The sequence below is a fragment of the Pseudomonas sp. TE9122 genome, assembly GCF_056278925.1.
Genome location: NZ_JBWBQI010000001.1, coordinates 3,991,657 through 4,015,474 on the forward strand (window position 1 = coordinate 3,991,657; position 23,818 = coordinate 4,015,474).

The window sequence follows — 23,818 nt, forward strand, 5'->3', positions numbered from 1 at the left end:
TCAGCGCCCCGGCTCATCATTCCATAGATATTTATGCAACTGCAGTTGCAGCCGCACTGGCAGGTTATCTGCCACCACCCAATCCGCCAGATCCCTGGCATTGAGGTCATGATGACTTGGGGAGAAAAGCACTTCACCCGCACGTCGATCAAGCCCGTACTGGATCAGTTTCGATACCGCCCAGTCATAGTCTTCCCGCGAGCAGATGACAAACTTCACCTGATCGTTGCGGGTTAGCAGTTCGATGTTCTCGTAACGGTTGCGATGGGCTTCTTTCGAGCCCGGCGTTTTCAGGTCGACGACGCGACTGACACGCGGATCGACGGCGGACACGTCGAGGGCGCCGCTGGTTTCCAGCGACACCTCGTAACCGGCATCACACAACCGTTCAAGCAAAGGAATGGCGTTCGGCTGAGCCAACGGCTCACCGCCGGTGACACAGACGTAGCGCGGACGATATCCGGCCACTTGCTCAAGGATGTCGTCGAGGGTACGGACGGTGCCGCCGCTGAACGCATAAGCGCTGTCGCAGTATTGGCAACGCAACGGGCAACCGGTCAGGCGCACGAAAACCGTGGGCAGCCCGGCAGTCCGAGTTTCCCCCTGCAACGAGTAGAAAACTTCGGTGATTCTCAATGTGTCTTGCATAGTCGCCACGGGCGTAACAGCTAAACAGGCTGTCCGCCTCCGTCAGGCACTTCAGGCAATCCCGCCAACGCGTAGACCACAAGAAGCGTGTTTCAGAAAAAGGGCGTGAATTCTAACGAAAAAACCCGCGACAAGCGCGGGTTTCTTCAAAACACGGATGAACAGGCTTACATGCGCTGCAAATCACGCTGGGCCAGCTGCGCGGCGGAAGTGCCCGGATATTGGGACACCACCTGCTGCAGAATGCCTTTGACCTTGTCGGTATGACCGAGGCGGCGTTCTACGTCAGCCAGCTTGTACAGCGAATCCGGCACTTTGTTGTGCTTGGGATACAGCTGCGAAACCTTGGCAAAGGCCTGACCTGCACCTTGCAGATCACCCTTGGCCAGGTTCACTTCGCCCAACCAGTACTGGGCGTTGCCCGCGTACTGGCTGTTGGGGTATTTGCGCAGGAAAGCGGCGAAGGCCTGGCTGGCCTTGTCGAAATCCTTGGCTTTGATCAGGTCGAAAGCGGCATCGTAATACAGCTTTTCCTTGACCGGATCAGCCGGTTCGCTACCCGCAGCAGGGGCCTGGGCTGCCGCAGCAGCACCCGCGCCTGCGGCAGCACCGGCAGCAGCACTTGCATCGCCACCGGCAGAAGAATTCTCGGGAGTCGCGGCTGGTGCAACGCCGGATCCTATGCGCCGATCAAGATCCTGGTATCGCTCCAGGGATTCCTGCTTCATGCGCGAAACCTGATTCTGCAGTTCTTCGATCACGCCCTGTTGGCGCGAGATCTGATCCTGCATCTGTTGCAATTGGTTGAACAGCATGCCTTGTGCCGAGGCAGGGGCCGAAGCCGCTCCCCCGGCATAGGCGCCGTTCGTACCGTAACCCGCAGGCGGATAACTGCTCCCGCTATTGTTATAACCGGAGTTGTCATCGACCACAGGAACCGCAGCCCACGCCGCAAGCGGCGCGAGGCTGAGAGCCAGAACAGTTACAGCACGACGGCACGTTCGCATATCGAATTACTTACGCAGTTCGACGCGACGGTTCTGGGCCCAGGACTGCTCGTCGTTGCCGGTAGCAACTGGACGCTCTTCGCCATAGGAAACCAGTTCCAGCTGAGCTGGGGAAACACCTTGCAGTACCAGGTAGCGCTGAACGGCTTTCGCACGACGCTCGCCCAGTGCCATGTTGTACTCACGAGTACCACGTTCGTCGGTGTTGCCTTCCAGAACAACGCGAGCGCCGTTTGCTTTCAGGTCTTTGGCGTGAACGTCCAGAGCGCGCATGGCTTCTGGCTTCAGGTCCGAGCTGTCGTATTCGAAGTAGAAGGTGGTGATTGCGCGCAGAGCAGCTTCTTCGCTCAGGGAACCGTCAACGGCACCGGTGTTTGCGCCGTAACCAGCGTTTGGATCAACAGCGCCTTCACCGGCGTTGTCGCCGCCTTTGGACGAGCAACCTACAGCTACAGCCATGGCCAGAGCCAGCGCAGCAAATTTACCAAACTTCAGCATTTCCATCGTGAAACTCCTAATGAACCCCAGTGTGTTAAGTAAAACGTGTAGCGCCCGCTCACTTCAGGTAAGGGGACCAGGACGGTTCTCTGACTTCGCCTTGAGCGGTAGGAAGCGGGAGCCTCACGCGTCCATTAATGGACACGAGCATCAAGACTCCCCGGCCCTGTTGGCGGGTGGCGTAGATTACCATGGTGCCGTTGGGCGCAACAGTAGGTGACTCGTCCAGAGTGCTATCAGTGAGGATCTTTACACTACCTCGCTGCAGATCCTGAGCTGCCACCTTGAAATTGGTGAAGCCATCCTGACGATGAATCATCACCAAAGTCTTTTCATCAGCCGAAAGTTTCGGGTTGGCGTTGTAGTTGCCCACGAACGTCACACGCTCGGCACCACCGCCACCGACGCTGGTTTTATAGATTTGCGGCTTGCCGCCACGGTCCGAGGTGAAATAGATGGTCGAGCCATCCTTGCCCCAGAACGGTTCGGTATTGATGCCCTGACCATTGGTTACGCGGCTGATCTGGCGCGAACCGAGGTTCATCACGTAGATGTCCGGGTTACCGTCTTTCGACAGAACGAACGCCAGGCGATTGCCATCCGGCGACCAGGCTGGCGCGCCATTGAGGCCTTCGAAGTTGGTGATCTGCTCACGGCGACCGGTGTCGATGTTCTGCATGAAGATACGCGGACGCTTCTGCTCGAACGACACGTAGGCGATACGCTTGCCATCCGGTGCAAAACGCGGCGACAGGATCGGCTCGCGCGATTGCAGCAGAGTCACTGCGCGGGCACCGTCATAGTCGGAACGTTGCAGGGTGTAACGCGTGTTCTTCTCGGAAAAACGCTCGGCCGTCACGTACAGCAGGCGCGTCGAGAAGGCACCCTCAATGCCGGTCAGCTTCTGGAACGACTGATCGGAAATGAAGTGCGCCATGTCACGGATCTGGTCGGTCGTACCGGAAACACTGCCGTCCGCCACTTTCTGCTCGGTGGCGACGTTGAACAGTGCCCACTGCACCTGCAGACGACCGCCCGCTGGAGCGATGCTGCCGACCATCATGTACTGAGCACCCACCGCCTTCCAGTCACGGAAGATGATTTCGCTCGGCTGGCTTGGCTGGCTAATCATGTTGGCTTTCGGAATCGGCGAGTAATAGCCCGAGTTGCGCAAATCGTTGCCAATGATTTCAGCCATGTCATCAGGCAGCACGGCGCCGCCCTGCATGCCGAACGGTACGACGGCGATCGGGGTGGCCCGATCGCTGCCGCTGGTGACCAGAATGTTCTTTTCATCTGCCGTCGCGATCCCTGCCATGCAGCAGATCACGACCAGCATTCCTCGAAGAAGGTTTCTCACAAGGCTAGATCCTCAGGTGTGAATGTCATCTTGAATGAACGATACGGAGCGAAATCGCTCGGCTTCATTCCCTGCATTTCTGTCAAACGTCCAATATTCTTCACTGCCGCGACTGCCGATGCATCGAACGGACCGTCACCACTGGACTTGGCGACGCTGACCGAAGTCACCGTGCCGTCCGGCAACATGCCGATTTGCAGCACGACCGTCATGCCTTTGCGCGCCGAAGGAGGACGAGCCCAGCCTTCCGCTGCACGAGCGCGAATCAGGTCATCGAAACTGCCGGCAACTTCGTCACCCTGCTCATCTGCCAGGGCCTGCTGACGCTGCGGCGTGTCGGAAAGCAGATCTGCCAGGGCCTGGGCCTTTTTGTCTTCGGCGGATTTGCGTGCCGCTTCCTGCGCTTTCTTCTTCGCAGCATCGGCAGCAGCTTTCTTCTTCGCGTCTTCGGCGACTTTCTTCTTCGCCTCTTCAGCTTCAGCTTTCTTCTTGGCGTCTTCTGCGGCTTTCTTCTTCGCGTCTTCGACGATCTTCTTCTTGGCTTCTTCGGCAGCGGCCTTCTTCGCCTCTTCCTCAGCAGCCTTTTTCGCTTCGTCTTCGGCCTTCTTCTTGGCTATATCAGCCAATTGTTTCTCTTCGGCCTTTTTCGCTTCGGCTTTCTTCGCGTCGTCGGCTTTCTTGGCTTCATCAGCCTTTTTCGCCTCGTCGGCTTTTTTCGCCTCGTCGGCCTTCTTGGCTTCCTCGGCCTTTTGAGCCGCTTCCTCTTTCTTTTGTTCCGCCGCCTTCACCGCTTCCTGCTCGATCTTTTTCTGCTCCATCTGTTCGACTTCGGTCTGGCGCGCGGCGGATTTCTTCGCCTCACCCGCAATCTTCTGATTGGTCTGGGTGGTCGCCTGACTTTTCGATTTCAGCTGGTACAGAGTCGCCTGGACGATCGGCTTGGCCGGCGGCAGTTCGGGCGTGAAGGCAAAACTGACGAACAGCATGCCGAACACCAGCACGTGCAGGACGATTGCCAGAACACTAGGCCAGAAGTAGCTTTCCGAGGCGGACGGCTCTCGCTGTTGCTGCATCAGGGGGCCTCGGTAATCAGACCAACGTTACCGACCCCGGCTTTCTGCAACCCGCCCATGGCACCCATGACGGCGCCGTAGTCGACAGTCTTGTCGCCACGAATGAACACCTGAGTGCGTTTGCCGCCCTCGGTGCCGGCGCGGATGATCTTGGTCACCGCGTCAGTCATCTGTGGCAGGGTCATGGCCCTGTCCTGTTGCTTCTCGGTGTCGACTTCGCTGCCAAGGTTCCAGTAGTAGGTCTTGTCAGCCTTGATCGAAATGGTCAGGACCTGAGTGTTGTTGTCCTGCGGCAAGGCTTCGCTGGAAACCTTGGGCAGATCAACTTTCACGCCCTGATTGAGCATCGGCGCGGTCACCATGAAGATGACCAGCAGCACCAACATCACGTCGATGTAGGGCACCACGTTCATCTCGGCGACCGGCTTGCGCTTTTTGCGAGCTCGAGCGATTAAAGCCATCGGGAAATACCTGCTTATTCTTCGCTGGTGTGCACTTTGCGGTGCAGGATCGCCTGGAATTCATCGGCGAAGGTGTAGTAGCGGCCCAGCAAGGTTTCGCTGCGCGCAGCAAAACGGTTGTAAGCGATGACCGCCGGGATCGCAGCGAACAGGCCGATCGCGGTGGCGATCAGGGCTTCGGCGATACCCGGAGCAACGGTGGCGAGCGTCGCTTGCTGGGCGCTGGCCAGACCACGGAAGGAGTTCATGATCCCCCACACGGTGCCGAACAGACCGATGTACGGGCTGACCGAACCGACGGTGGCGAGGAACGGCAGGCTCTGCTCGAGTTTCTCTTCTTCGCGCGAGATGGCCACGCGCATGGCACGGGCGACACCTTCCATCACGGCTTCAGGATCGACACCTGGCTGCTGACGCAGACGGGAGAATTCCTTGAAGCCGGCACGGAAGATCTGCTCCACGCCCGAATCCGGATCAGGGTTGCTGCCAGCCTGACGGTACAGTTTGGACAGGTCGATACCCGACCAGAAGCGCTCTTCGAAGCTCTCCAGGGCGCGTCGACCGGCGCGCAGCAAGTTGCTGCGCTGAAAGATCATGATCCATGAGGTCACCGATGCGGCCACCAGGGTCAACATTACCAACTGCACCACGATGCTGGCATTGCTGACCAGGCTCCACATGGAGGAATGGTCGACGACGTTAGCTTCCACGCTTTATCTCCTGCTTTGAGTGTGTACCCGGGCCGACCGCGTCGGCGAAGGCCGCACGCAGGTCTTCGGGAAGGGCCCGGGGTTTCAAACTGTCGGTGCGCACGCAGGCCACCAAAAACTGCCCTTCGCAGAGCAGCACATTATCCGTGGCCCGCCTGACCTGCTGTCGGAAGCGCAGGCTGGCACGGTTCAATTCGATTACATCAGCGCTTACCAGCAGTTCGTCATCCAGTCGCGCCGGCGCGTAGTAGCGCGCTTCGCTGGAATGCACGACGAACAACAGGTCCTCTCCGGCAAGCACAGATTGGGCAAAACCCAGTTCCCGTAGCCGCTCGGTTCGAGCCCGTTCCATAAACTTGAGGTAATTAACGTAATACACGATGCCGCCCGCATCGGTGTCCTCGTAATAAACGCGACAACGATGTGCGAACGGCTCAAGCCCGTTTTGCGCGCGCATACTCTAGTGCTTACTCCTCAGGTTGCCAATCCGGCCAGACAACTGTTTTTCGTGGTTTCAAAGCTTTAACGCAAAAGTACCGTCGTCTGACAGTACAAACCCTGAATAAATCACCAACAAATGTGTATCAATCGTCGACGGCGTCGAGAAACTCGTCTGCCACGGGCATCTCGCCCATGCGTGACGGAACATTCAAACCGAAATGCAGATAGGCATGCCGCGTCACTACCCTGCCCCGTGGCGTGCGCATGATGTAGCCCTGCTGGATCAGATACGGTTCGAGCACGTCTTCAATGGTGTGGCGTTCTTCACTGATCGCCGCCGCCAGACTGTCGATACCAACCGGACCGCCGTCGAACTTCTCGATCATGGTCAGCAGCAGACGCCGGTCCTGGTGATCGAAACCGTGTTCATCGACGTCCAGCAGGTTCAGCGCCAGATCCGCCACCGCTTTGGTGATGTGGCCCTTGGCGCGTACTTCAGCGAAATCGCGCACCCGCCGCAGCAGACGGTTGGCAATTCGCGGCGTGCCACGAGCGCGACGGGCGATCTCGAACGAACCTTCCGGGTCCAGCGGCAGACCGAGAATTGCCGCCGAACGACTGACGATCGTTGCCAGATCCGCCGTGCTGTAGAACTCCAGACGCTGGACGATACCGAAGCGATCACGCAACGGATTGGTCAGCATGCCGGCGCGGGTGGTGGCGCCGACCAGAGTGAAAGGCGGCAGATCGAGTTTGATCGAACGCGCCGCCGGCCCCTCGCCAATCATGATGTCGAGCTGAAAATCTTCCATCGCCGGGTACAGCACTTCTTCAACGATCGGCGACAGACGATGAATTTCGTCGATGAACAACACATCGTGCGGCTCAAGATTGGTCAGCAACGCGGCCAGATCACCCGGGCGTTCCAGCACTGGCCCGGAGGTGCTCTTGATCGACACGCCCATTTCCTGGGCAATGATGTTCGCCAGCGTGGTCTTGCCCAGCCCCGGCGGGCCGAAGATCAGGGTGTGATCGAGGGATTCGCTGCGGCCACGGGCAGCCTGGATAAACAGCTCCATCTGCTCGCGCACGGTCGGCTGGCCAATGTAATCAGCCAGGCTGACCGGGCGGATGGCCCGATCCTGGACTTCTTCGCGCTCGCGCGGGCTGTGCGCGGCGGCGATCAGACGATCAGCTTCAATCACTTAAATCATTCCCTTCAGAGCGCGGCGGATCAGGTCTTCGCTGCTCAGGTTCTTGTCTTTGATCGCGGAAATCGCCTTGCTCGCTTCCTGCGGCTTGTAGCCCAGCGAGATCAACGCGCTGACCGCATCGGTCTCGGCACTGTTGACCGGCGCCGGGCCGTCCGGCTGATTCGGCACCAGCGCGAACATCGCCGGCGAAGTTTCCCAGGCCTTGAAGCGATCTTTCAATTCCACCAGCAAACGCTCGGCGGTTTTCTTGCCAACCCCCGGCACCTTGGTCAGCGCCGAAGTGTCCTGAGACTGCACGCAGCGCACCAGCTCGTCGACTTCCAGGCTCGACATCAACGCCAGCGCCAGTTTCGGTCCGACGCCATTGAGACGGATCAGCTCGCGAAAGAAGTCTCGCTCACGCTTGCCGGCAAAACCATAGAGCAATTGCGCATCTTCGCGTACGACCAAATGGGTGTGCAGGGTCAGCGGTTCGCCGACCGACGGCAGACGATAAAGGGTGGTCATGGGCACTTCCACCTCATAGCCAAGGCCGTTCACATCGAGAATCAGGTGCGGCGGCTGTTTCTCAGCCAGGGTGCCGCGCAAGCGTCCAATCACGTTTTGAATCCTTGAGCGCTGGCCAGCCGTGGGCTGGCGACGATTGAAGGTGGCTTGCGCGCCGACAACACAGGCACCGCGAAGTCACTTTCGAGAAAATTGATGCTGATGCTATCAGAGACGCAGGCGCCCGCCACGACTGCGTGCGGTTCCCAGCCCGTGCGGCAGCAGGCTTGAGCGCGTGTGCGCATGGCAAATGGCAATCGCGAGGGCGTCGGAGGCGTCGATCTGCGGCTTGCTGGTCAACTTGAGCATGTGCATGACCATCATCTGCACCTGCTCCTTATTGGCCGCACCGGTGCCGACCACCGCCTGTTTGACTTGCGTGGCGGTGTACTCGGCGATTTCCAGACACTCTTCGGCGCCGGCGACAATCGCAGCGCCGCGCGCCTGCCCGAGCTTGAGCGCCGAGTCGGCGTTTTTCGCCATGAACACCTTTTCGATGCCCATGGTCACCGGGCCGTAGGTCTTGATGATTTCGCGCACGCCGCGATAGACGATCTGCAGACGCTCATGCAGCTCGCCGGAGCCGGTGCGAATGCAGCCCGAGGCCACATAGATGCAGCCACCCCGCCCGGTATCGCGAACGATCCCGTAACCGGTGATGCGCGAACCGGGGTCGATACCAAGGATTAAAGTCATAACGCCTGCAGATTCATAAAACGATTTACCTGACAGCCAATAGCAAATGTGGGAGCGAGCCTGCTCGCGAAGGCGGTATGTCAGCAGATACAGGTGCTGAATGACACACCGCTTTCGCGAGCAGGCTCGCTCCCACAAGGAAGACTAGTCGCTTATCAGCCAAGCTGAGCGGCGACGTCTTCCGGGATGTCCGCGTTGGAGTAGACGTTCTGCACGTCATCCAGGTCCTCAAGCATGTCGATCAGCTTGAGCACCTTCTCCGCGCCTTCCAGATCCAGCTCGGCGCTGGTGGTCGGCTGCATGACGATTTCCGCATCGTCGCCCTTGAACCCGGCCGCTTCCAGCGCGTTGCGCACCGCATAGAAACCGGTGAACGAGGTAAACACGTCGATCGAACCGTCTTCGTGGGTGACCACGTCATCGGCATCGGCTTCCAGTGCCGCTTCGGTCAGTGCGTCTTCATCGACGCCCGGAGCGAAGCTGATCTGGCCCTTGCGCTCGAACAGATACGCCACCGAACCATCGGTGCCGAGGTTGCCGCCACACTTGCTGAACGCGTGACGCACAGCCGCCGCAGTGCGGTTGCGGTTGTCGGTCATGCACTCGACCATCACCGCCACACCGCCCGGGCCGTAACCTTCGTAGGTCAGTTCTTCAACGTTGTCCGCTTCAGTGGCGCCGGCACCGCGCGCGACGGCACGGTCGATGATGTCGCGACTCATGTTCGCGCTCAACGCCTTGTCCAGAGCCAGACGCAGACGCGGGTTGGAACCCGGATCACCGCCACCCTGACGGGCCGCAACGGTCAGTTCACGGATCCACTTGGTGAAGATCTTGCCCCTCTTGGCATCCTGACGTTCTTTGCGGTGCTTGATGTTTGCCCACTTGGAATGACCTGCCATAACTTGCTCCGAATGCTCTTTGAAACCTTGCCCGCCCCGCCGAGGCAGCGGCCGGCAATTGAAAAATTCGACCTGAGAAAGAAAAAAGGCGCATCCGAAGATGCGCCTTCAGGCCCGTCTTACTCAGCCTTTGGCGTTTCGCGCAGGCGAATGTGCAGCTCGCGCAATGCCTTGGCATCCACTACGCCCGGAGCCTGCGTCATCACGTCGGCAGCACTCTGGGTTTTCGGGAAGGCGATCACTTCACGGATCGACTGGGCGCCGGTCATCAGCATCACCAGACGGTCCAGACCGAAGGCCAGACCACCGTGCGGCGGTGCACCGTACTTCAGCGCGTCGAGCAGGAAGCCGAACTTCTCTTCCTGTTCCGCTTCATTGATGCCCAGCAGACGGAATACCGCTTGCTGCATTTCCTTGCGATGGATACGGATCGAACCGCCGCCCAGCTCGGTGCCGTTCAACACCATGTCGTACGCACGGGACAGTGCGCCGGCCGGGTTGGCTTCGAGCTCCTGCGGGGTGCACTTCGGTGCAGTGAACGGGTGGTGCAGCGCCGAGAAGCTGCCGTCGTCGTTCTCTTCGAACATCGGGAAGTCGACGACCCACATTGGCGCCCACTCGCAGGTCAGCAGCTTCAGGTCGTGACCGAGTTTGATACGCAGCGCGCCCAGGGCTTCGCTGACGATCTTGGCCTTGTCGGCACCGAAGAACACGATATCGCCATCGACTGCGCCAACGCGATCGAGGATCACGTTGAGCTTGTCTTCCGGGATGTTCTTCACGATCGGCGATTGCAGACCTTCAACACCGGCGGCACGCTCGTTGACCTTGATGTACGCCAGGCCCTTGGCACCGTAGATGCCGACGAACTTGGTGTAGTCGTCGATCTGCTTGCGCGGCATGCTCGCCCCGCCTGGAACACGCAGTGCGGCGATGCGGCACTTCGGATCGTTGGCCGGGCCGCTGAACACCTTGAAGTCGACTTCTTTCAACTGGTCGGCAACGTCAACCAGTTCCAGCGGAATACGCAGGTCCGGCTTGTCCGAACCGTAGCGGCGCATGGCTTCTTCGAAGGTCATGTGCGGGAATTCGCCGAACTCCAGGTTCAGCACTTCCTTGAACAGGTTGCGGATCATCTGCTCGGTCAGGCCCATGATCTCTTTTTCATCGAGGAAGCTGGTCTCGATGTCGATCTGGGTGAATTCCGGCTGACGGTCGGCACGCAGGTCTTCGTCACGGAAGCACTTGGCGATCTGGTAGTAACGGTCGAAGCCGGCGACCATCAGCAGTTGCTTGAACAGCTGCGGCGATTGCGGCAGGGCGAAGAACGAACCGGCGTGGGTACGGCTCGGCACCAGATAGTCACGCGCACCTTCCGGAGTGGCCCGGGTCAGGATCGGCGTTTCGACGTCGAGGAAGCCGTTCTCGTCGAGGAAGCGACGGATGCTGGTGGTCATGCGCGAACGCAGGCGCAGCTTCTCGGCCATTTCCGGACGACGCAGGTCGAGGAAGCGATAGCGCAGGCGGGTTTCTTCGCCGACGTCGGAGAACTCGTTGAGCGGGAACGGCGGGGTTTCCGACTCGTTCAGCACTTCGAGTTCGTAACCGAGCACTTCGATCATGCCCGAAGCCATGTTGGCGTTGGTCGCACCGGCCGGACGCAGACGCACCTTGCCGGTGATCTTCACGACGTATTCGCTGCGCACGCGGTCGGCGGCGGCGAAGCTCTCGGCGCGATCCGGGTCGAACACCACCTGAGCCAGACCATCACGATCACGGATATCGAGGAAAATCACCCCGCCGTGGTCGCGGCGACGGTGAACCCATCCGCAAAGGGTAATTTCCTGGCCTTCCAGGCTTTCGTTCAGTTGGCCGCAATAGTGGCTGCGCATCATGGTGTGGTTCGCTTCTCGTAATTCGAAATTCGGTGGAGATCCCGCCGCCATCATGCAGGGCGGAAACTCACGCGTGTCGTTCGTTCAGGGTTTGAACCCTAGTCAGCTTTGTCGCCACCGGCCAGATTCTTCTTGGCTCCGGTCTTGAAGTCGGTCTCGTACCAACCGTTGCCGCTGAGGCGAAAACCCGGCATGGACAGCTGCTTCTTCAGTTCGGGCGCCTGGCAGGCAGGGCAATCGACCAACGGTGCGTCGCTGATCTTCTGAATGGCTTCCAACTGATGACCACAGGAAGCACATTGGTAATCGTACATTGGCATGGAGGTGTCTCGGCGATCAGATTGCTGCCGCGCGAAGGGCTTTGCGGCGAAAGCGCGGGATTATATCGATTAAATGCGGGCTGTGCAGCCGTAACGCTGCACAGCCCGCAACCTCGTTGCACCCGCCGTTCAGCGCGAAACTGCGGGTGCGAGATCTTTGATCCCGTTCATGACGCAAACCACCCGCACCAGCGCACTGAAATTCTTCACTCCGCCGTAACGCAGATGCACCTCACGATCAACGTGGGATAGTAGTGTGCTGATCGAGCAATGATTGTCCTCGGCCATGCCGCCGAGGATGTTCCAGTAGACCTGCTCGAGTCGCAGGCAGGTCGCAAAACCATTGAGGCGAATCGACCGCGACAGCGGCCGGATCAGATTCATGTCGAACTCGCTGACGAACGGATCGACCTTTATTACATGCCGCGAAGCCGACATCCTGTCGCTTCGCCTGTCTCCTTCTACCATAGCGTTGACACTCCTTTGCCATGACTGCTGATTTATAAGGCAACATCCTGCGCCTTCATAAAAACCCAGTGACAAAGTTAGCGCCATACGACTTGTTGACCAGCCTCGTAGGATAAGCCAACGACAACGGTAAGAGTCTGGAGAGCATGCGGACGACCTCACGCCGTCCGCAGCGGCCGGGTCATTCCTCGAGCAGCGCGCGCAACATCCACGCGGTTTTTTCGTGCACTTGCATGCGCTGGGTCAGCAGGTCAGCGGTGGGCTCGTCGCTGACCTTGTCCAGCAGCGGGAAGATACCGCGCGCGGTACGAGTCACCGCTTCCTGGCCTTCGACCAATTGCTTGATCATGTCTTCGGCGCTCGGCACACCGACTTCTTCTTTAATAGAAGAAAGACGCGCGTAGGTCGCGTAAGCACCCGGCGCCGGGAAGCCCAACGCACGGATACGCTCGGCGATCGAATCGACGGCCAGCGCCAGCTCGTTGTATTGCTCTTCGAACATCAGGTGCAACGTGCGAAACATCGGGCCGGTGACGTTCCAGTGGAAGTTATGGGTTTTCAGATACAGCACGTAGGTGTCCGACAGCAGTCGCGACAGCCCTTCGACGATGGATTTGCGGTCTTCTTCACTGATACCGATATCAATTGCCATGCTTGCCCCCTAACAGTGATTGAATTCATCCAGCAGGTTCGGTCCCACTGTAGCAAGGCAAGAGCCGGCTCGCAGCTATGAATCCGTGGTCAGACTGCGACAAATCGACCGTTTTTCTGCCGCTGGCCGGGCTGATTTGAGTAGCCGCAGGCTTTGCTGTTAAATAGGCAGTGTGTCGCCATGCCCTATTTTCCGGGGTGTTGCGCATAGGCTGATGCCGTGTACGTGTCCACCGCCTCTTATTTTGTCCTGAAGCGAACCGTGCGCCTTCAGCTCTTCCTTGTGAGCCGTCATAACGTGAGCCAATCAAAATGTTGAAAATCGTCCACCTGCTAATGGGCGCAGCAGCCTTGCTGCTGTCGTTCATACCCAGCCTGAAAGCCGAAGCCGTTCCTTACCTGCAACAGCCCGATGCACTTTACCTGGCCTTTTTCGGCCTGCTGAACCTGGTCATCGCTCCAGTGATTCCTTACTGGAACAAAGGCCCGCGCCAGCATCTGCAAAATCTGGTCAGCGCCCTTCTGGTACTGACTGTCGTCCTGCAAACTTTGACCCTGATCGCGCCGATGCCGGTCATCGCTGGCCAGCCGGCGGTGTTGTTCAGCCTGGTGATCGCCCTGGTTGCCGTGCTGCTGCATCTGGCCGTGAGCTTCTACAAATCGTCACCGGCCGCTGCGCCGACTACCTATGACATGAGCAATCGCGATACCGGCACCGTGAAGTGGTTCAACACTTCCAAGGGTTTCGGGTTTATCTCCCGGGATTCCGGCGATGATATTTTCGTGCACTTTCGCGCCATTCGTGGCGAAGGCCACCGCGTCCTGGTCGAAGGCCAGCGCGTCGAGTTCTCGGTAATGAACCGCGACAAGGGCCTGCAAGCCGAGGACGTGATCGCCGCCCTGCCGCGTCGCTGATCCAAAGCAAAAAAAACCGCGAGCAGCCTGACTGTTCGCGGTTTTTTTATGCCTGCCGAATGGCTCAATAATGCGGCGGCGGTGCATCTTCCTCAAAAGCACCGAACTGCCCGACCATCTCTTCGTGACGCTTGATCAGCGCTTCCATCTGCAATTGCAAGCGCTCGATGACCTTCTGCTGCGCCACCAGCACATCGTTCAATGCCTGAATGGTGTCATCCTGAAAGGCCAAACGGCTTTCCAGATCGGTAACGCGTCCTTCAAGGCTCATTACTCAGCCCTCCAAAAAAGTGAATTCATCGGTCAGCACCAGACGCAAGCGTTCGCGAATGGTCGCTACCTGTTCTGCGCTGTACGGCCTGGCCGGATGCTTGCCCCAGACCGGCGCCGGCCATGCCGCATCGTCACGCTTACGCACGATCACATGCATATGTAACTGGCTGACAACGTTACCCAGGGTTGCCACGTTCAGCTTGTCCGCGTCGAACGAATCCTTGAGCAACTCGGCGAGGGTGGTGGTTTCCTGCCACAGTTGCTGCTGATCGGCGACATCCAACTGAAACAACTCGCTGATATCCTCGCGACGAGGTACCAGGATGAACCAAGGGTAATTGCTGTCGTTGGACAGCAACAGCCGGCACAACGGAAAGTCGCCGATGACCAGGGCGTCCTGTTGAAGTCGTGAATCCAAAGCAAACACTGTGAGCACTCCCGCTGATCCTCTAACTCAGCTTAGCGGCGGCCCATTCGAAGCAGCGCGCCAAGCGACAGAACGGCAGCATACCTGCGAATGCAGCGAGCTTCACGCCGCTGCCGGCAGTAAATCGCCAGGCGCTCCGACATGAAACATTTATCCCGGCCGCGCACCAACACAGGCCCCGATATGAGCCTTGACGTGAAGAGCTGCACGAAAATCCTTGATCTGCCGTACCTCAGGTCAGTCGCCGCCAGATTGGCCAAGGCTGGATTCATGATTTTTTTGCACCAAAACTGCACAACACGACTACGCTCACTGGGTCGGGCATCCGCTAAATACTCAGTAAGGGGTGAACCGGTAACGTTTTTTGCTGTCCTGCGCACCCTGGGTGCGCTGCAACACCATTGGGAGAACCTCGTCAAGCCCGCAGCAAAAAAGGCTCCGGAGCCCCGTTTTCACACGGTTTTCACATCTGCGAGCGGCCCACAGAAAAATAACCGCAGCGTTTTCGCGGTTTGTGCACGCTTGTTGCATTAGTAACCGTATGGACTATAAGCGCACCACTGGAAGTGGTCGCTTGAAGCCAATAAAAACAGTGGCAGGGTTGCCCGATGGAGATTCAAGTGTTTTGCCAGGGACTCTTTTTTAGCGATGCAAAAAAGGCCCGGAAACAGCGATAAAGTTGTCAGTCCGGCTGCATCGGTACTGTGAATTTGCGACATCCAGCGCTCCTTTTGCGACAACGCCGTAAAGAAGCTGAAAGGTTGATTTCGCAAGTATCGCCAACAATGTCGGCGTGATATAAGTTTGCGCCGACACAAAAAGAAAGAGCCGCCCAGATAATAAAACAGGTGGGACGGCAGTACTCTTCTAAAAACCAAAGGAGCAAATCACGATGCGCGTGATGAAGTGGAGCATGATCGCCCTGGCTGTTGCAGCAGGCACCTCGCAGTTCGCAATGGCGTCTTCTCAAGATGAATCGAAAGGTTTTGTTGAAGACAGCAGCTTCAGCGTCAAGACTCGCATGCTGTATATGAACCGTGATTTCAAGAACGAAAACCTGAAAAGCAGCCCGTCGGGTGAGCGCCAGGGCTATCGGGAAGAAACCGGTATTGGCATGCATGCCATTTACGAGTCCGGCTTCACCCAAGGCACCATCGGTGTAGGTGTAGATGCTTTCGGTCTTGGCTCCATCAAGCTGGACACTGGACGCGGCCGCACTGGCAACGGTCTGTTCGCTCCCGATAGCGACGGCAGAGCTGAAGACACTCAGTCGAAAAGCGGTGGAGCAGTCAAGTTCCGTCTTTCCGACACTGTCCTGAAATACGGTAACCAGTTTGTCGCCAGCCCGGTTTTTTCCACCGACGACAGCCGCTTGCTGCCTGAGACCGCTACCGGCACCATGCTCGTATCCAAAGAGATCCCGGGCCTGGAACTGAGCGCAGGTCGCTTTACCGCGCTGAGCGCGCAAAGCCAGATGGGTCGTGACTCCATCGTTGAAGGTGGCCTGAAATCCGCTGACATCGCCGGTGCTACCTATCAGTTCACCGACAGTTTTGTCGCCGGTGTTGCAGCATCCGACGTGGAAGACCACTTCAAGAAGCAATACGTCAATCTGAACTACACCCTGCCGATCAACGACGAACAGTCGCTGAACTTCGATTTCAACGGGTACAAGAGCAAGAGCCAGGGTCAAGACCTGTCCGGCGACATCGACAACCGCATCTGGTCCCTTAGCGCTGCTTACAGCATCGGCGCGCACAAATTCACCCTCGCCCACCAGCGCTCCAGCGGTGACACCGGTTACGTGTACGGCGTGGACGGCGGCGGCACGATCTTCCTCGCCAACTCCGTGCAGTACTCTGACTTCAACGGTGCAGACGAGCGTTCGTGGCAGGGCCGTTATGACCTGAACATGGCTACCTTCGGCGTACCTGGTCTGAGCTTCATGACCCGTTACATCAAAGGTGACAACATCAGCACCGGCGCTGAAGAGGGCAAAGAGCACGAACTGGACTTCGAATCCAAATACGTTATGCAAAACGGTCCAGCGAAAGACTTGTCTTTCCGCCTGCGTAGCGCCTGGTATCGCTCCAACACTTCTTACAACGGTGGTGATAACAACGACCTGCGTTTGATCGTTGAATACCCACTGAGCATCCTGTAATAAGGTTGCGAAGCTGACGTACTGTAGAGCTCCGCTCTAACAAAACCGCCCTCCTGAATCAGGAGGGCGGTTTTTTTATGGATGAATAACTGATCAAACAGAAAAAACATTAGCCAGCTACTTATTAGCCAGCATAGTTTTATCGCGCCGATAAAAAACCCGAGAGTGCACACACTGCTCGGGTTTTATATTAGTTGCTGACTGCCAAACCAACTTCAAAGACGCTTACTGCGTGGCAGATTCCTGCACTACGCGTATAACCCGCTGCGGAAACGGAATATCAATCCCGGCAGCCTTCAAACGATCACGCGCCTGTTCATTGAACATGAACATCACGTCCCAATAGTCCGCAGTTTTAACCCATACGCGCAGGGATACCGTGATCGAACTGTCGCCCAATGTCGAAATCACTGCCTGTGGCTCCGGGTCCTGCATGACGCGGGGATCCTTGGCCAGATCCAGCAATACCTGACGGGCCTTCTGCAGATCCGCTTCGTAATCCACGCCGACATCAAACACGACTTTGCGGGTTGGCTGACGGTTGGTGTTGGTGATGATGCCGTTCGACAGGTTGCCGTTGGGCAGGATGATGGTCTTGTTGTCGCCGGTACGCAGCACGGTGTGGAAAATCTGGATGCTGTCGACGGTACCCGCCACGCCCTGGGCTTCGATCCAGTCACCGATGCGGAACGGGCGGAACAGCAGAATCAGCACGCCGCCAGCGAAGTTGGCCAGGCTGCCCTGCAGGGCCAGACCGATCGCCAGACCCGCAGCACCGATGGCCGCGACGAACGAGGTGGTTTCGACGCCGATCATCGACGCGACGCTGACAATCAGCAGCACCTTGAGAATGATGTTGGCCAGGCTGCTGATAAAGCCTTGCAGCGCGAGGTCGGCATTGCGCAGGGCCAGCAGACCGCCGAGTTTTTGCGTGACCTTGTTGATCAGCCACCAGCCGATCGCCAGGGTAATCACTGCCAGCAGTACGCGGCTGCCGTATTCCATGATCATCGGGATCCACGCCTGGGACGCCTTGACCAGGTGGTCCACTTCCGCATTCAAATCCATGTTCTATCTCCTGATTTCCGGCTTCCCGGGGTGTATTCAAAACAACTGTGGGAGCGAGCCTGCTCGCGAAAGCGCTGTGTCATTCAGCAATAAATTGACTGACACATTGCATTCGCGAGCAGGCTCGCTCCCACACAGTCACAAGACAAGCTTAGTCGCGGAAGTTGTTGAACTGCAGCGGCATGCCGAATTCCTTGGCACGCAGGGCCGCGATGGCTTCCTGCAAATCGTCGCGCTTCTTGCCGGTGACACGCACCTGCTCGCCCTGAATGGCGGCCTGGACCTTGAGCTTGGCTTCCTTGATGTGGCCGACGATTTTCTTTGCCAGCTCCTTGTCGATGCCTTCCTTGAGGATGGCGTCCTGCTTCATCAGTTTGCCCGAAGCGTAAGCATCCTTGACCTCAAGGCACTGCACGTCGATCTTGCGCTTGGTCAGCGCCAGCTTGAGGATTTCGATCATCGCTTCGAGCTGGAAAGCAGCTTCGGCGGTGAGGCTGACGGTCAGGTCTTTTTCCTTGAACTCGAAGCTGCCCTTGCCTTTCAGGTCATAACGACGATCGAGCTCCTTCACGGCGTTCTCGACCGCGTTGGTGAGTTCGTGTTTGTCCAGTTCGGATACCACGTCGAACGACGGCATGTAATCTCTCCAATAAAAAGGCGCGCTCGATGTGGATGGAGCGCGCTTGGCTTGCGGTTAAAATCGGGCTCATTATAACGGGTCTTTTCCTACCGATACGGCGAGCCTCACATGCCTGCAAGCAATCGAGCAAAAAACTGATGTCGACCACCTGGCATGTACTCGGCGCCGGCAGCCTCGGCACACTCTGGGCGACACGTCTGGCCCGGGCCGGGCTTGCCTGTGCAACTGATCCTGCGCGATGCCGCGCGCTTGCACAGCTACGAGGCAGTGGGCGGCTTGACCCTGGTAGAAAACGGACAAGCTCATACCTATGCAGTTCCCGGCGAAACCCCGGACAGCCCCGAGCCAATTCGCCGTTTACTGGTCGCGTGCAAGGCCTATGACGCCGAAGAGGCCGTCGCCCGCCTCGCTTCACGCCTCGCTCCGGACGCCGAACTGATCCTCCTGCAAAACGGCCTTGGCAGTCAGGACGCCGTGGCCGCGCGGGTACCGCAAGCGCGCTGCATCAGCGCGTCCAGCACCGAGGGCGCGTTCCGCGATGGCGATTGGCGCGTGGTGTTTGCCGGTCACGGTTTCAACTGGCTGGGCGATGCGGCAAATCCGCTGGCGCCGGTCTGGCTGGACGAGCTGCAAGCGGCGAACATCCCCCATGAATGGAGCGCTGACATCCTCACCCGCCTGTGGCGCAAACTGGCGCTGAACTGCGCGATCAACCCGCTGACCGTGCTCCACGATTGCCGCAACGGCGGGCTGAGCGAGCATCACTGCGAAGTTGCCACACTCTGTGCCGAATTGACCGAACTGCTCGAACGCTGCGGCCAACCCGCTGCGGCGGAAAACCTGCAAGCGGAAGTCGAACGAGTGATCCACGCCACCGCCGCCAATTACTCTTCGATGTATCAGGACGTCGCCAACCAGCGCCGCACCGAGATCAGCTATCTGTTGGGCCACGCCTGCAAAGTTGCCGAGCGCCATCAGTTGCATCTGCCGCATCTGCAGCAGTTGCAGCAACGTCTGATCGCTCATCTGCACAAGCGTGGATTGCCCAGCGACTGAGCAGCCGCTAGGCTGACGACTTGTTCCCCTGCTGCGATAAACCTGATGCCATTGCGCCAGCGCCTTGAAAACCTGCCGGTCGGCCAGAAACTGCTGGCGGCCCTGCTGGTGTTGTTGACCACGGTTCTGCTCGTCGCCAACCTGACCTTTATCAGCGCCGCCTATTACATTTCCCAGGAAAGCATGGCGCCACAGGCCTTGCAGACCATCGGCCGGCTGATCGCCAACCCGAGTCTGGTCAGCGATGCGCTGGAGTCGCCGCGCAGCGCCGAGCGCCTGCTCAAGGAACTCGACAGTTATTCACCGCTGCGCGCCGCCGCCCTGTACGACGGCAAGGGCGAACGCCTGGCGCAAGTGCAGCGCGGCGAAAAACTCAGTCTCCCTGAGCGCTACCGCCATGTCGAAGCCTGGCAACTCACCGAGTTTCGCAGCAATCAACTGATCACCCTGCCCCGCCCCGGCGCCGCACCGGGGCATCTGTTGCTGGTGGCCAGCAGCGAACTGCCGATGGCGTTCTACACCGGCACTCTGACCGCCAGCCTCGGCATCCTGATCTTCAGCGTACTGCTGTGGCTGGTGATTGCCCGGCAGATCAAGCGCCTGATCACCCGGCCGATTCATCAGCTGGAGGAATTGTCCCGGCAGGTCACTCGCGAAGAGAACTACGCCTTGCGCGCCGCGCGCGGCAACCACGACGAAATCGGCAGTCTGGCCGAGGCGTTCAACACCATGCTCTCGCGCATCGAAGCCCGCGAGCAGCAATTGAAACGCGCCCGCGACGACTCGCAGGCCGCCTACGATCAGGCGCAGGGGCTGGCCGAGGAAACCCGCCACACCAACCGCAAACTGGAACTCGAAGTCCAGGTGCGCAGCAAGATCGAGAAGAAGCTCACCGGCTTCCAGAATTACCTCAACAGCATCATCGACTCGATGCCGTCGGCGCTCATCGCTCTCGACGAGCAGCTTTACGTCACTCAATGGAATCAGGAAGCCAGCGCCCTCTCCGGCACGCGCCTGGATGAGGCTTTGAACCAACCGATCTTCCTCGCCTTCGAACCGCTGAAACCGTTTTTGCCGCAGCTCAAGGCCACTGTCGAACAGCACACCGTGGCTAAAGTCGATCGGGTGACCTGGTTCAAGGACGATGAACCCAAGCATTACGCGCTGACGTTTTACCCACTGATGGGCGGTGCCGGGCGTGGCGTGGTGATCCGTATCGACGACATCACTCAGCGTCTGTCGCTGGAAGAAATGATGGTGCAGTCGGAGAAGATGCTCTCGGTCGGTGGCCTCGCGGCCGGCATGGCCCATGAAATCAACAACCCGCTCGGCGCGATCCTGCACAACGTGCAGAACATTCGCCGGCGTCTGTCGGCGGATCTGCCGAAGAACATCGAGACTGCCGAACAAATGGGCATCGAACTGGACACTGTGAACCGCTACCTGCAAGGCCGCGAAGTCCCGCAACTGCTCGACGGCATTCAACAGGCCGGCGCCCGCGCAGCGAAAATCGTCACGCACATGCTCAGCTTCAGCCGCCGCAGCACCCGGCAAATGGCGCCGTGCGATCTACCGGCGCTGATCGATCAGGCCGTTGAGATCGCCGGCAACGATTTCGATCTGGCCATCGGCTTCGACTTCAAGGGCCAGGCGATCATCCGCCAGTTCGACCCGGCACTGGGTCCGGTGCCGGGCACCGCCAACGAACTGGAACAGGTGCTGCTCAATCTGCTGAAAAATGCCGCGCAGGCGATTCATCAGCGCGAAGACGACAGCGAGCCGGGCCGGATCATTTTGCGCACCAGGCTCAATCCGCCGTGGGCCGAGATTCAGGTCGAGGACAACGGCATCGGCATGAGCGAGAACGTGCGCAAGCGCACTTTCGAGCCGTTCTTTACCACCAAGGAAATCGGCCAGGGCACCGGCCTTGGCCTGTCGGTGTCGTACTTCATCATCACCAACAATCACAAAGGCCAGATGGAAGTGCAGTCGGCGCCCGGCCAGGGCACTTGCTTCACTCTGCGTCTGCCGCTGGTGCAGCCTGCGCCGTTGACCACCGAAACCAATTCACTACCGAGGTAACCCATGGGCTTTCGCTTGTCGAAGATCTACACCCGCACCGGCGACAAAGGCGAAACCGGCCTCGGTGACGGCCGTCGCGTCCCCAAGGATCACCCGCGCATCGAGGCGATCGGCGAGGTCGATACGCTGAACAGTCAGGTCGGCGTGTTGCTCGCCGGTTTGCTCGCCGAGCGCGAAGTGCATCCGGCGCTGAATGAAATCATCGAAGTGTTGGCGCCTTGTCAGCATCGCCTGTTCGACCTCGGTGGCGAACTGGCGATGCCTGAATATCAGGCGTTGAACGAGGCCGAAATCGAGCGGCTGGAAGCGGCCATCGATGTGTGGAATGAAGAGCTGGGGCCGCTGGAAAACTTCATCTTGCCGGGTGGTTCGATGTTGATTGCGCAGGCACATGTCTGCCGCAGTCTGGCGCGCAGTGCCGAGCGGCGCTGTCAGCATTTGAATGCGCTGGAGCCGTTGGCCGGGGTTGGCCTGGCGTATATCAATCGGTTGTCGGATTTGCTGTTTGTTGTGGCGCGGTTGATTGCGCGGCGGCAAGGGGTGGCGGAGATTTTGTGGCAGCCGGCTGCGAAACCTGGAGGAAAGTAGCGCCTGTCAGGGCGCCTTCGCGAGCAGGCTCGCTCCCACATTTGACTGCATTCTGACTGGAGAAATGCAATCCACTGTGGGAGCGAGCCTGCTCGCGAAGAGGTCGGTAGCCCTTACACTGGATCAGGCCAGAACGCCCGAATCCCCGCGACACCCTGAGCCCCAGTACCCCAAGCCTTCTCGCGCTCCGCCGGCCCTACTCCACCGAGCAGAAACACCGGTTTACTGAAACCGTCAATCAACGCCTGTGCCTGCTCCCACCCCAACGGCTGCGCATCCGGGTGCGTCAACGTCGGCTGCACCGGCGACAGAGTGACGAAATCAACGCCCATCTGCTCGGCCAGCGCCAGCTCTTCAGCGTCATGACAGGACGCCGCGAGCCAGCGCTCAGCCGGCAACGGACGTCCTGCCGCTGCGTATTTACGCAGTTGGGCAGCGGTGATGTGCCATCCGGCAGACGGGAAATCACCGAGCCATTCGAACGGCCCTTTGATCATCAACTGCGCCTTGCCGGCGCACAGGCCCACCGCATCCACCGCCAGATCCCGGTATTTCGGGTCGTAGCCGTTGGGTGCGCGCAGCTGGATCAGTTTGATGCCTCCGGCAATCGCCTTCTGGATGCCGCGCAACAAGGCCGGGCCTTCCAGATCTTCGGGAGTGATCAAGTATTCGGCAGGCAAGCGCGCCGCCGCGACGATCGGCTGATTGGCCGCCGGAAACTCATAGTCAATCAATTCCCTGGCAGTGACCCAGGCCAGTGGCTGGCCTTCAGCGCCGTGGGGTTCGCCACTGAACGCCGAGACTTCCCAGACATCCAGCAAGACCTGTTTGTCCGGGTAATCGTGGCGAACCTTGATCAGCGGCCGGGCAGCGTCAACGACGATGCCCAGCTCTTCGTGCAGCTCGCGAGCCAGCGCCGATTCGACCGATTCGTCAGCCTCGACCTTGCCACCGGGAAATTCCCACAAGCCGCCTTGATGCTGGGTGTCGGCACGGCGGGCGATAAGGATTTTGCCGGCGCCGTCACGAATGACGGCAGCGGCGACGTGGACGCGTTTCACGGGTTCAATTCCTCCAGTCCAGCCTTTTGCCACGCTTTGAAGGCGGGCCATTGGTAGATGGTTTCAACATAAGCTTCGTCGACCGCCGGCAGCTTCACCTGATAGGTGCGCAAGCGCACGGCGATCGGCGCGAAAAAGGCATCGGCAAGGCTGACACGACCGAACAGGTACGGCCCCTCTTCCGTCGCTGCCGCGCGGCATTCGGCCCACAGCGCGAGCATGCGTTCGATATCGACCTTCACTTCTGGCGGCACCGGGTTGAGCGGTGCGTCCTGGCTCAGGTTGAACGGCATGTGGTTACGCATGGCGAAGAAGCCGCTGTGCATTTGTGCGCAGGCCGAGCGGGCCTGCGCGCGGGCAAAGGTATCGCTCGGCCAGAGTTGCTCGGACGGAAACTGCTCAGCGAGGTACTCAGCAATGGCCAGCGAATCGGCGATGGTGCCACGGGTGGTATGCAGCAGCGGCACCTTGCCGGTCGGCGAGTGCTTGAGCAGGCGCTCGCGGGTGTCGGGTTTGCCGAGCTTGATCAGCTCTTCGCTGTAGGGTGCGCCGGTCAGGTCCAGCGCCAGTGCCGCACGCAGGGACCAGGAGGAAAGCAGTTTGTCGCCGATGATCAGGTGCAGGGACATGGTGTGGCGCCTTTTCGTCAGGGAA

The 23,818-nt window shown here is 59.1% G+C and carries 26 protein-coding genes and 1 pseudogene; 5 read left to right on the top strand and 22 right to left on the bottom strand.

Annotated features, from left to right (window positions below; translation table 11 throughout):
* The 16 genes from queE to ACZ9BE_RS18050 all read right to left on the bottom strand — a co-directional run bounded on the left by queE (position 1) and on the right by ACZ9BE_RS18050 (position 12,891).
* Positions 1–648 carry a 7-carboxy-7-deazaguanine synthase QueE gene (queE, locus tag ACZ9BE_RS17975; RefSeq protein WP_041479789.1) on the bottom strand — a complete coding sequence of 216 codons (648 nt, stop codon included), beginning with the start codon at positions 646–648 and terminating at the stop codon, positions 1–3.
* Between the two features lie 167 nt (positions 649–815).
* Positions 816–1,655 (bottom strand): tol-pal system protein YbgF, encoded by an 840-nt coding sequence (gene ybgF, locus ACZ9BE_RS17980; RefSeq protein ID WP_476249761.1) that lies wholly within the window; start codon positions 1,653–1,655, stop codon positions 816–818.
* Positions 1,656–1,661: 6 nt separating this feature from the next.
* Positions 1,662–2,159, bottom strand: a complete 498-nt coding sequence (pal, locus tag ACZ9BE_RS17985; protein ID WP_003178634.1) for a peptidoglycan-associated lipoprotein Pal — start codon at positions 2,157–2,159, stop codon at positions 1,662–1,664.
* A 52-nt stretch (positions 2,160–2,211) separates the two neighbouring features.
* Positions 2,212–3,492, bottom strand: a complete 1,281-nt coding sequence (gene tolB / locus ACZ9BE_RS17990) for a Tol-Pal system beta propeller repeat protein TolB (RefSeq protein ID WP_164488347.1) — start codon at positions 3,490–3,492, stop codon at positions 2,212–2,214.
* Positions 3,493–3,509: 17 nt separating this feature from the next.
* A complete protein-coding gene (gene tolA / locus ACZ9BE_RS17995) occupies positions 3,510–4,586 on the bottom strand; it encodes a cell envelope integrity protein TolA (protein ID WP_016773505.1) in 1,077 nt (358 codons plus the stop codon).
* Positions 4,586–5,038, bottom strand: coding sequence for a protein TolR (gene tolR, locus ACZ9BE_RS18000; RefSeq protein WP_160767866.1), 453 nt, complete (start codon positions 5,036–5,038; stop codon positions 4,586–4,588). Before tolR ends, tolA begins: the two co-directional genes overlap by 1 nt.
* Positions 5,039–5,061: 23 nt before the next feature.
* Positions 5,062–5,757 (bottom strand): protein TolQ, encoded by a 696-nt coding sequence (gene tolQ, locus ACZ9BE_RS18005; protein WP_008080223.1) that lies wholly within the window; start codon positions 5,755–5,757, stop codon positions 5,062–5,064.
* Positions 5,747–6,214: a tol-pal system-associated acyl-CoA thioesterase gene (gene ybgC, locus ACZ9BE_RS18010; protein ID WP_252868155.1), complete on the bottom strand. Its 468-nt coding sequence runs from the start codon at positions 6,212–6,214 to the stop codon at positions 5,747–5,749. Before ybgC ends, tolQ begins: the two co-directional genes overlap by 11 nt.
* A 127-nt stretch (positions 6,215–6,341) precedes the next feature.
* On the bottom strand, positions 6,342–7,403 hold the full coding sequence (ruvB, locus tag ACZ9BE_RS18015; protein ID WP_024014087.1) for a Holliday junction branch migration DNA helicase RuvB: 1,062 nt from the start codon (positions 7,401–7,403) through the stop codon (positions 6,342–6,344).
* Positions 7,404–8,012: a Holliday junction branch migration protein RuvA gene (gene ruvA / locus ACZ9BE_RS18020; RefSeq protein ID WP_024014088.1), complete on the bottom strand. Its 609-nt coding sequence runs from the start codon at positions 8,010–8,012 to the stop codon at positions 7,404–7,406.
* 114 nt (positions 8,013–8,126) lie between these two features.
* Positions 8,127–8,654 carry a crossover junction endodeoxyribonuclease RuvC gene (ruvC, locus tag ACZ9BE_RS18025; RefSeq protein ID WP_016773501.1) on the bottom strand — a complete coding sequence of 176 codons (528 nt, stop codon included), beginning with the start codon at positions 8,652–8,654 and terminating at the stop codon, positions 8,127–8,129.
* A gap of 155 nt (positions 8,655–8,809) precedes the next feature.
* Positions 8,810–9,556, bottom strand: a complete 747-nt coding sequence (locus ACZ9BE_RS18030; RefSeq protein ID WP_024014089.1) for a YebC/PmpR family DNA-binding transcriptional regulator — start codon at positions 9,554–9,556, stop codon at positions 8,810–8,812.
* A 119-nt stretch (positions 9,557–9,675) separates the two neighbouring features.
* Positions 9,676–11,451, bottom strand: coding sequence for an aspartate--tRNA ligase (aspS, locus tag ACZ9BE_RS18035; RefSeq protein WP_041479793.1), 1,776 nt, complete (start codon positions 11,449–11,451; stop codon positions 9,676–9,678).
* 98 nt (positions 11,452–11,549) lie between these two features.
* On the bottom strand, positions 11,550–11,771 hold the full coding sequence (locus ACZ9BE_RS18040) for an FmdB family zinc ribbon protein (protein ID WP_016773499.1): 222 nt from the start codon (positions 11,769–11,771) through the stop codon (positions 11,550–11,552).
* A 129-nt stretch (positions 11,772–11,900) separates the two neighbouring features.
* Complete coding sequence (locus ACZ9BE_RS18045) at positions 11,901–12,239, bottom strand: ribbon-helix-helix domain-containing protein (protein ID WP_024014091.1); 339 nt, start codon at positions 12,237–12,239, stop codon at positions 11,901–11,903.
* Between the two features lie 181 nt (positions 12,240–12,420).
* Complete coding sequence (locus ACZ9BE_RS18050) at positions 12,421–12,891, bottom strand: Dps family protein (protein WP_016773497.1); 471 nt, start codon at positions 12,889–12,891, stop codon at positions 12,421–12,423.
* A gap of 311 nt (positions 12,892–13,202) precedes the next feature.
* Between ACZ9BE_RS18050 and ACZ9BE_RS18055 the strand changes: the two genes are divergently transcribed.
* Positions 13,203–13,805 (top strand): cold-shock protein, encoded by a 603-nt coding sequence (locus ACZ9BE_RS18055; protein ID WP_016773496.1) that lies wholly within the window; start codon positions 13,203–13,205, stop codon positions 13,803–13,805.
* 64 nt (positions 13,806–13,869) lie between these two features.
* Here the strand turns inward: ACZ9BE_RS18055 and ACZ9BE_RS18060 are convergent, their stop codons facing one another.
* Both ACZ9BE_RS18060 and ACZ9BE_RS18065 read right to left on the bottom strand, forming a co-directional pair.
* Positions 13,870–14,076: a SlyX family protein gene (locus tag ACZ9BE_RS18060; protein WP_041479795.1), complete on the bottom strand. Its 207-nt coding sequence runs from the start codon at positions 14,074–14,076 to the stop codon at positions 13,870–13,872.
* A gap of 3 nt (positions 14,077–14,079) precedes the next feature.
* Positions 14,080–14,505: an HIT family protein gene (locus ACZ9BE_RS18065; RefSeq protein WP_122611781.1), complete on the bottom strand. Its 426-nt coding sequence runs from the start codon at positions 14,503–14,505 to the stop codon at positions 14,080–14,082.
* A gap of 892 nt (positions 14,506–15,397) precedes the next feature.
* Between ACZ9BE_RS18065 and ACZ9BE_RS18070 the strand changes: the two genes are divergently transcribed.
* Positions 15,398–16,669, top strand: coding sequence for an OprD family porin (locus ACZ9BE_RS18070; RefSeq protein ID WP_071173364.1), 1,272 nt, complete (start codon positions 15,398–15,400; stop codon positions 16,667–16,669).
* Positions 16,670–16,894: 225 nt separating this feature from the next.
* Here ACZ9BE_RS18070 and ACZ9BE_RS18075 read toward each other — a convergent pair whose 3' ends face one another.
* On the bottom strand, positions 16,895–17,737 hold the full coding sequence (locus ACZ9BE_RS18075) for a mechanosensitive ion channel family protein (protein WP_016773492.1): 843 nt from the start codon (positions 17,735–17,737) through the stop codon (positions 16,895–16,897).
* Between the two features lie 151 nt (positions 17,738–17,888).
* Positions 17,889–18,374 (bottom strand): YajQ family cyclic di-GMP-binding protein, encoded by a 486-nt coding sequence (locus ACZ9BE_RS18080; protein WP_016773491.1) that lies wholly within the window; start codon positions 18,372–18,374, stop codon positions 17,889–17,891.
* Positions 18,375–18,514: 140 nt separating this feature from the next.
* Between ACZ9BE_RS18080 and ACZ9BE_RS18085 the strand changes: the two are divergent.
* From ACZ9BE_RS18085 to ACZ9BE_RS18095, 3 genes and pseudogenes are all read left to right on the top strand, one after another.
* Positions 18,515–19,433: pseudogene (locus ACZ9BE_RS18085) on the top strand (putative 2-dehydropantoate 2-reductase).
* A 45-nt stretch (positions 19,434–19,478) separates the two neighbouring features.
* On the top strand, positions 19,479–21,515 hold the full coding sequence (locus ACZ9BE_RS18090) for a sensor histidine kinase (protein ID WP_056787893.1): 2,037 nt from the start codon (positions 19,479–19,481) through the stop codon (positions 21,513–21,515).
* 3 nt (positions 21,516–21,518) lie between these two features.
* On the top strand, positions 21,519–22,103 hold the full coding sequence (locus ACZ9BE_RS18095) for a cob(I)yrinic acid a,c-diamide adenosyltransferase (RefSeq protein ID WP_150637464.1): 585 nt from the start codon (positions 21,519–21,521) through the stop codon (positions 22,101–22,103).
* Positions 22,104–22,216: 113 nt separating this feature from the next.
* Here ACZ9BE_RS18095 and ACZ9BE_RS18100 read toward each other — a convergent pair whose 3' ends face one another.
* Both ACZ9BE_RS18100 and ACZ9BE_RS18105 read right to left on the bottom strand, forming a co-directional pair.
* The gene (locus tag ACZ9BE_RS18100; protein ID WP_252868160.1) at positions 22,217–23,164 is read right to left on the bottom strand and encodes a Nudix family hydrolase; all 948 of its coding nucleotides are present in this window, start codon (positions 23,162–23,164) and stop codon (positions 22,217–22,219) included.
* On the bottom strand, positions 23,161–23,793 hold the full coding sequence (locus ACZ9BE_RS18105; RefSeq protein WP_056787884.1) for a glutathione S-transferase family protein: 633 nt from the start codon (positions 23,791–23,793) through the stop codon (positions 23,161–23,163). Before ACZ9BE_RS18105 ends, ACZ9BE_RS18100 begins: the two co-directional genes overlap by 4 nt.
* Positions 23,794–23,818 lie beyond the last annotated feature (25 nt).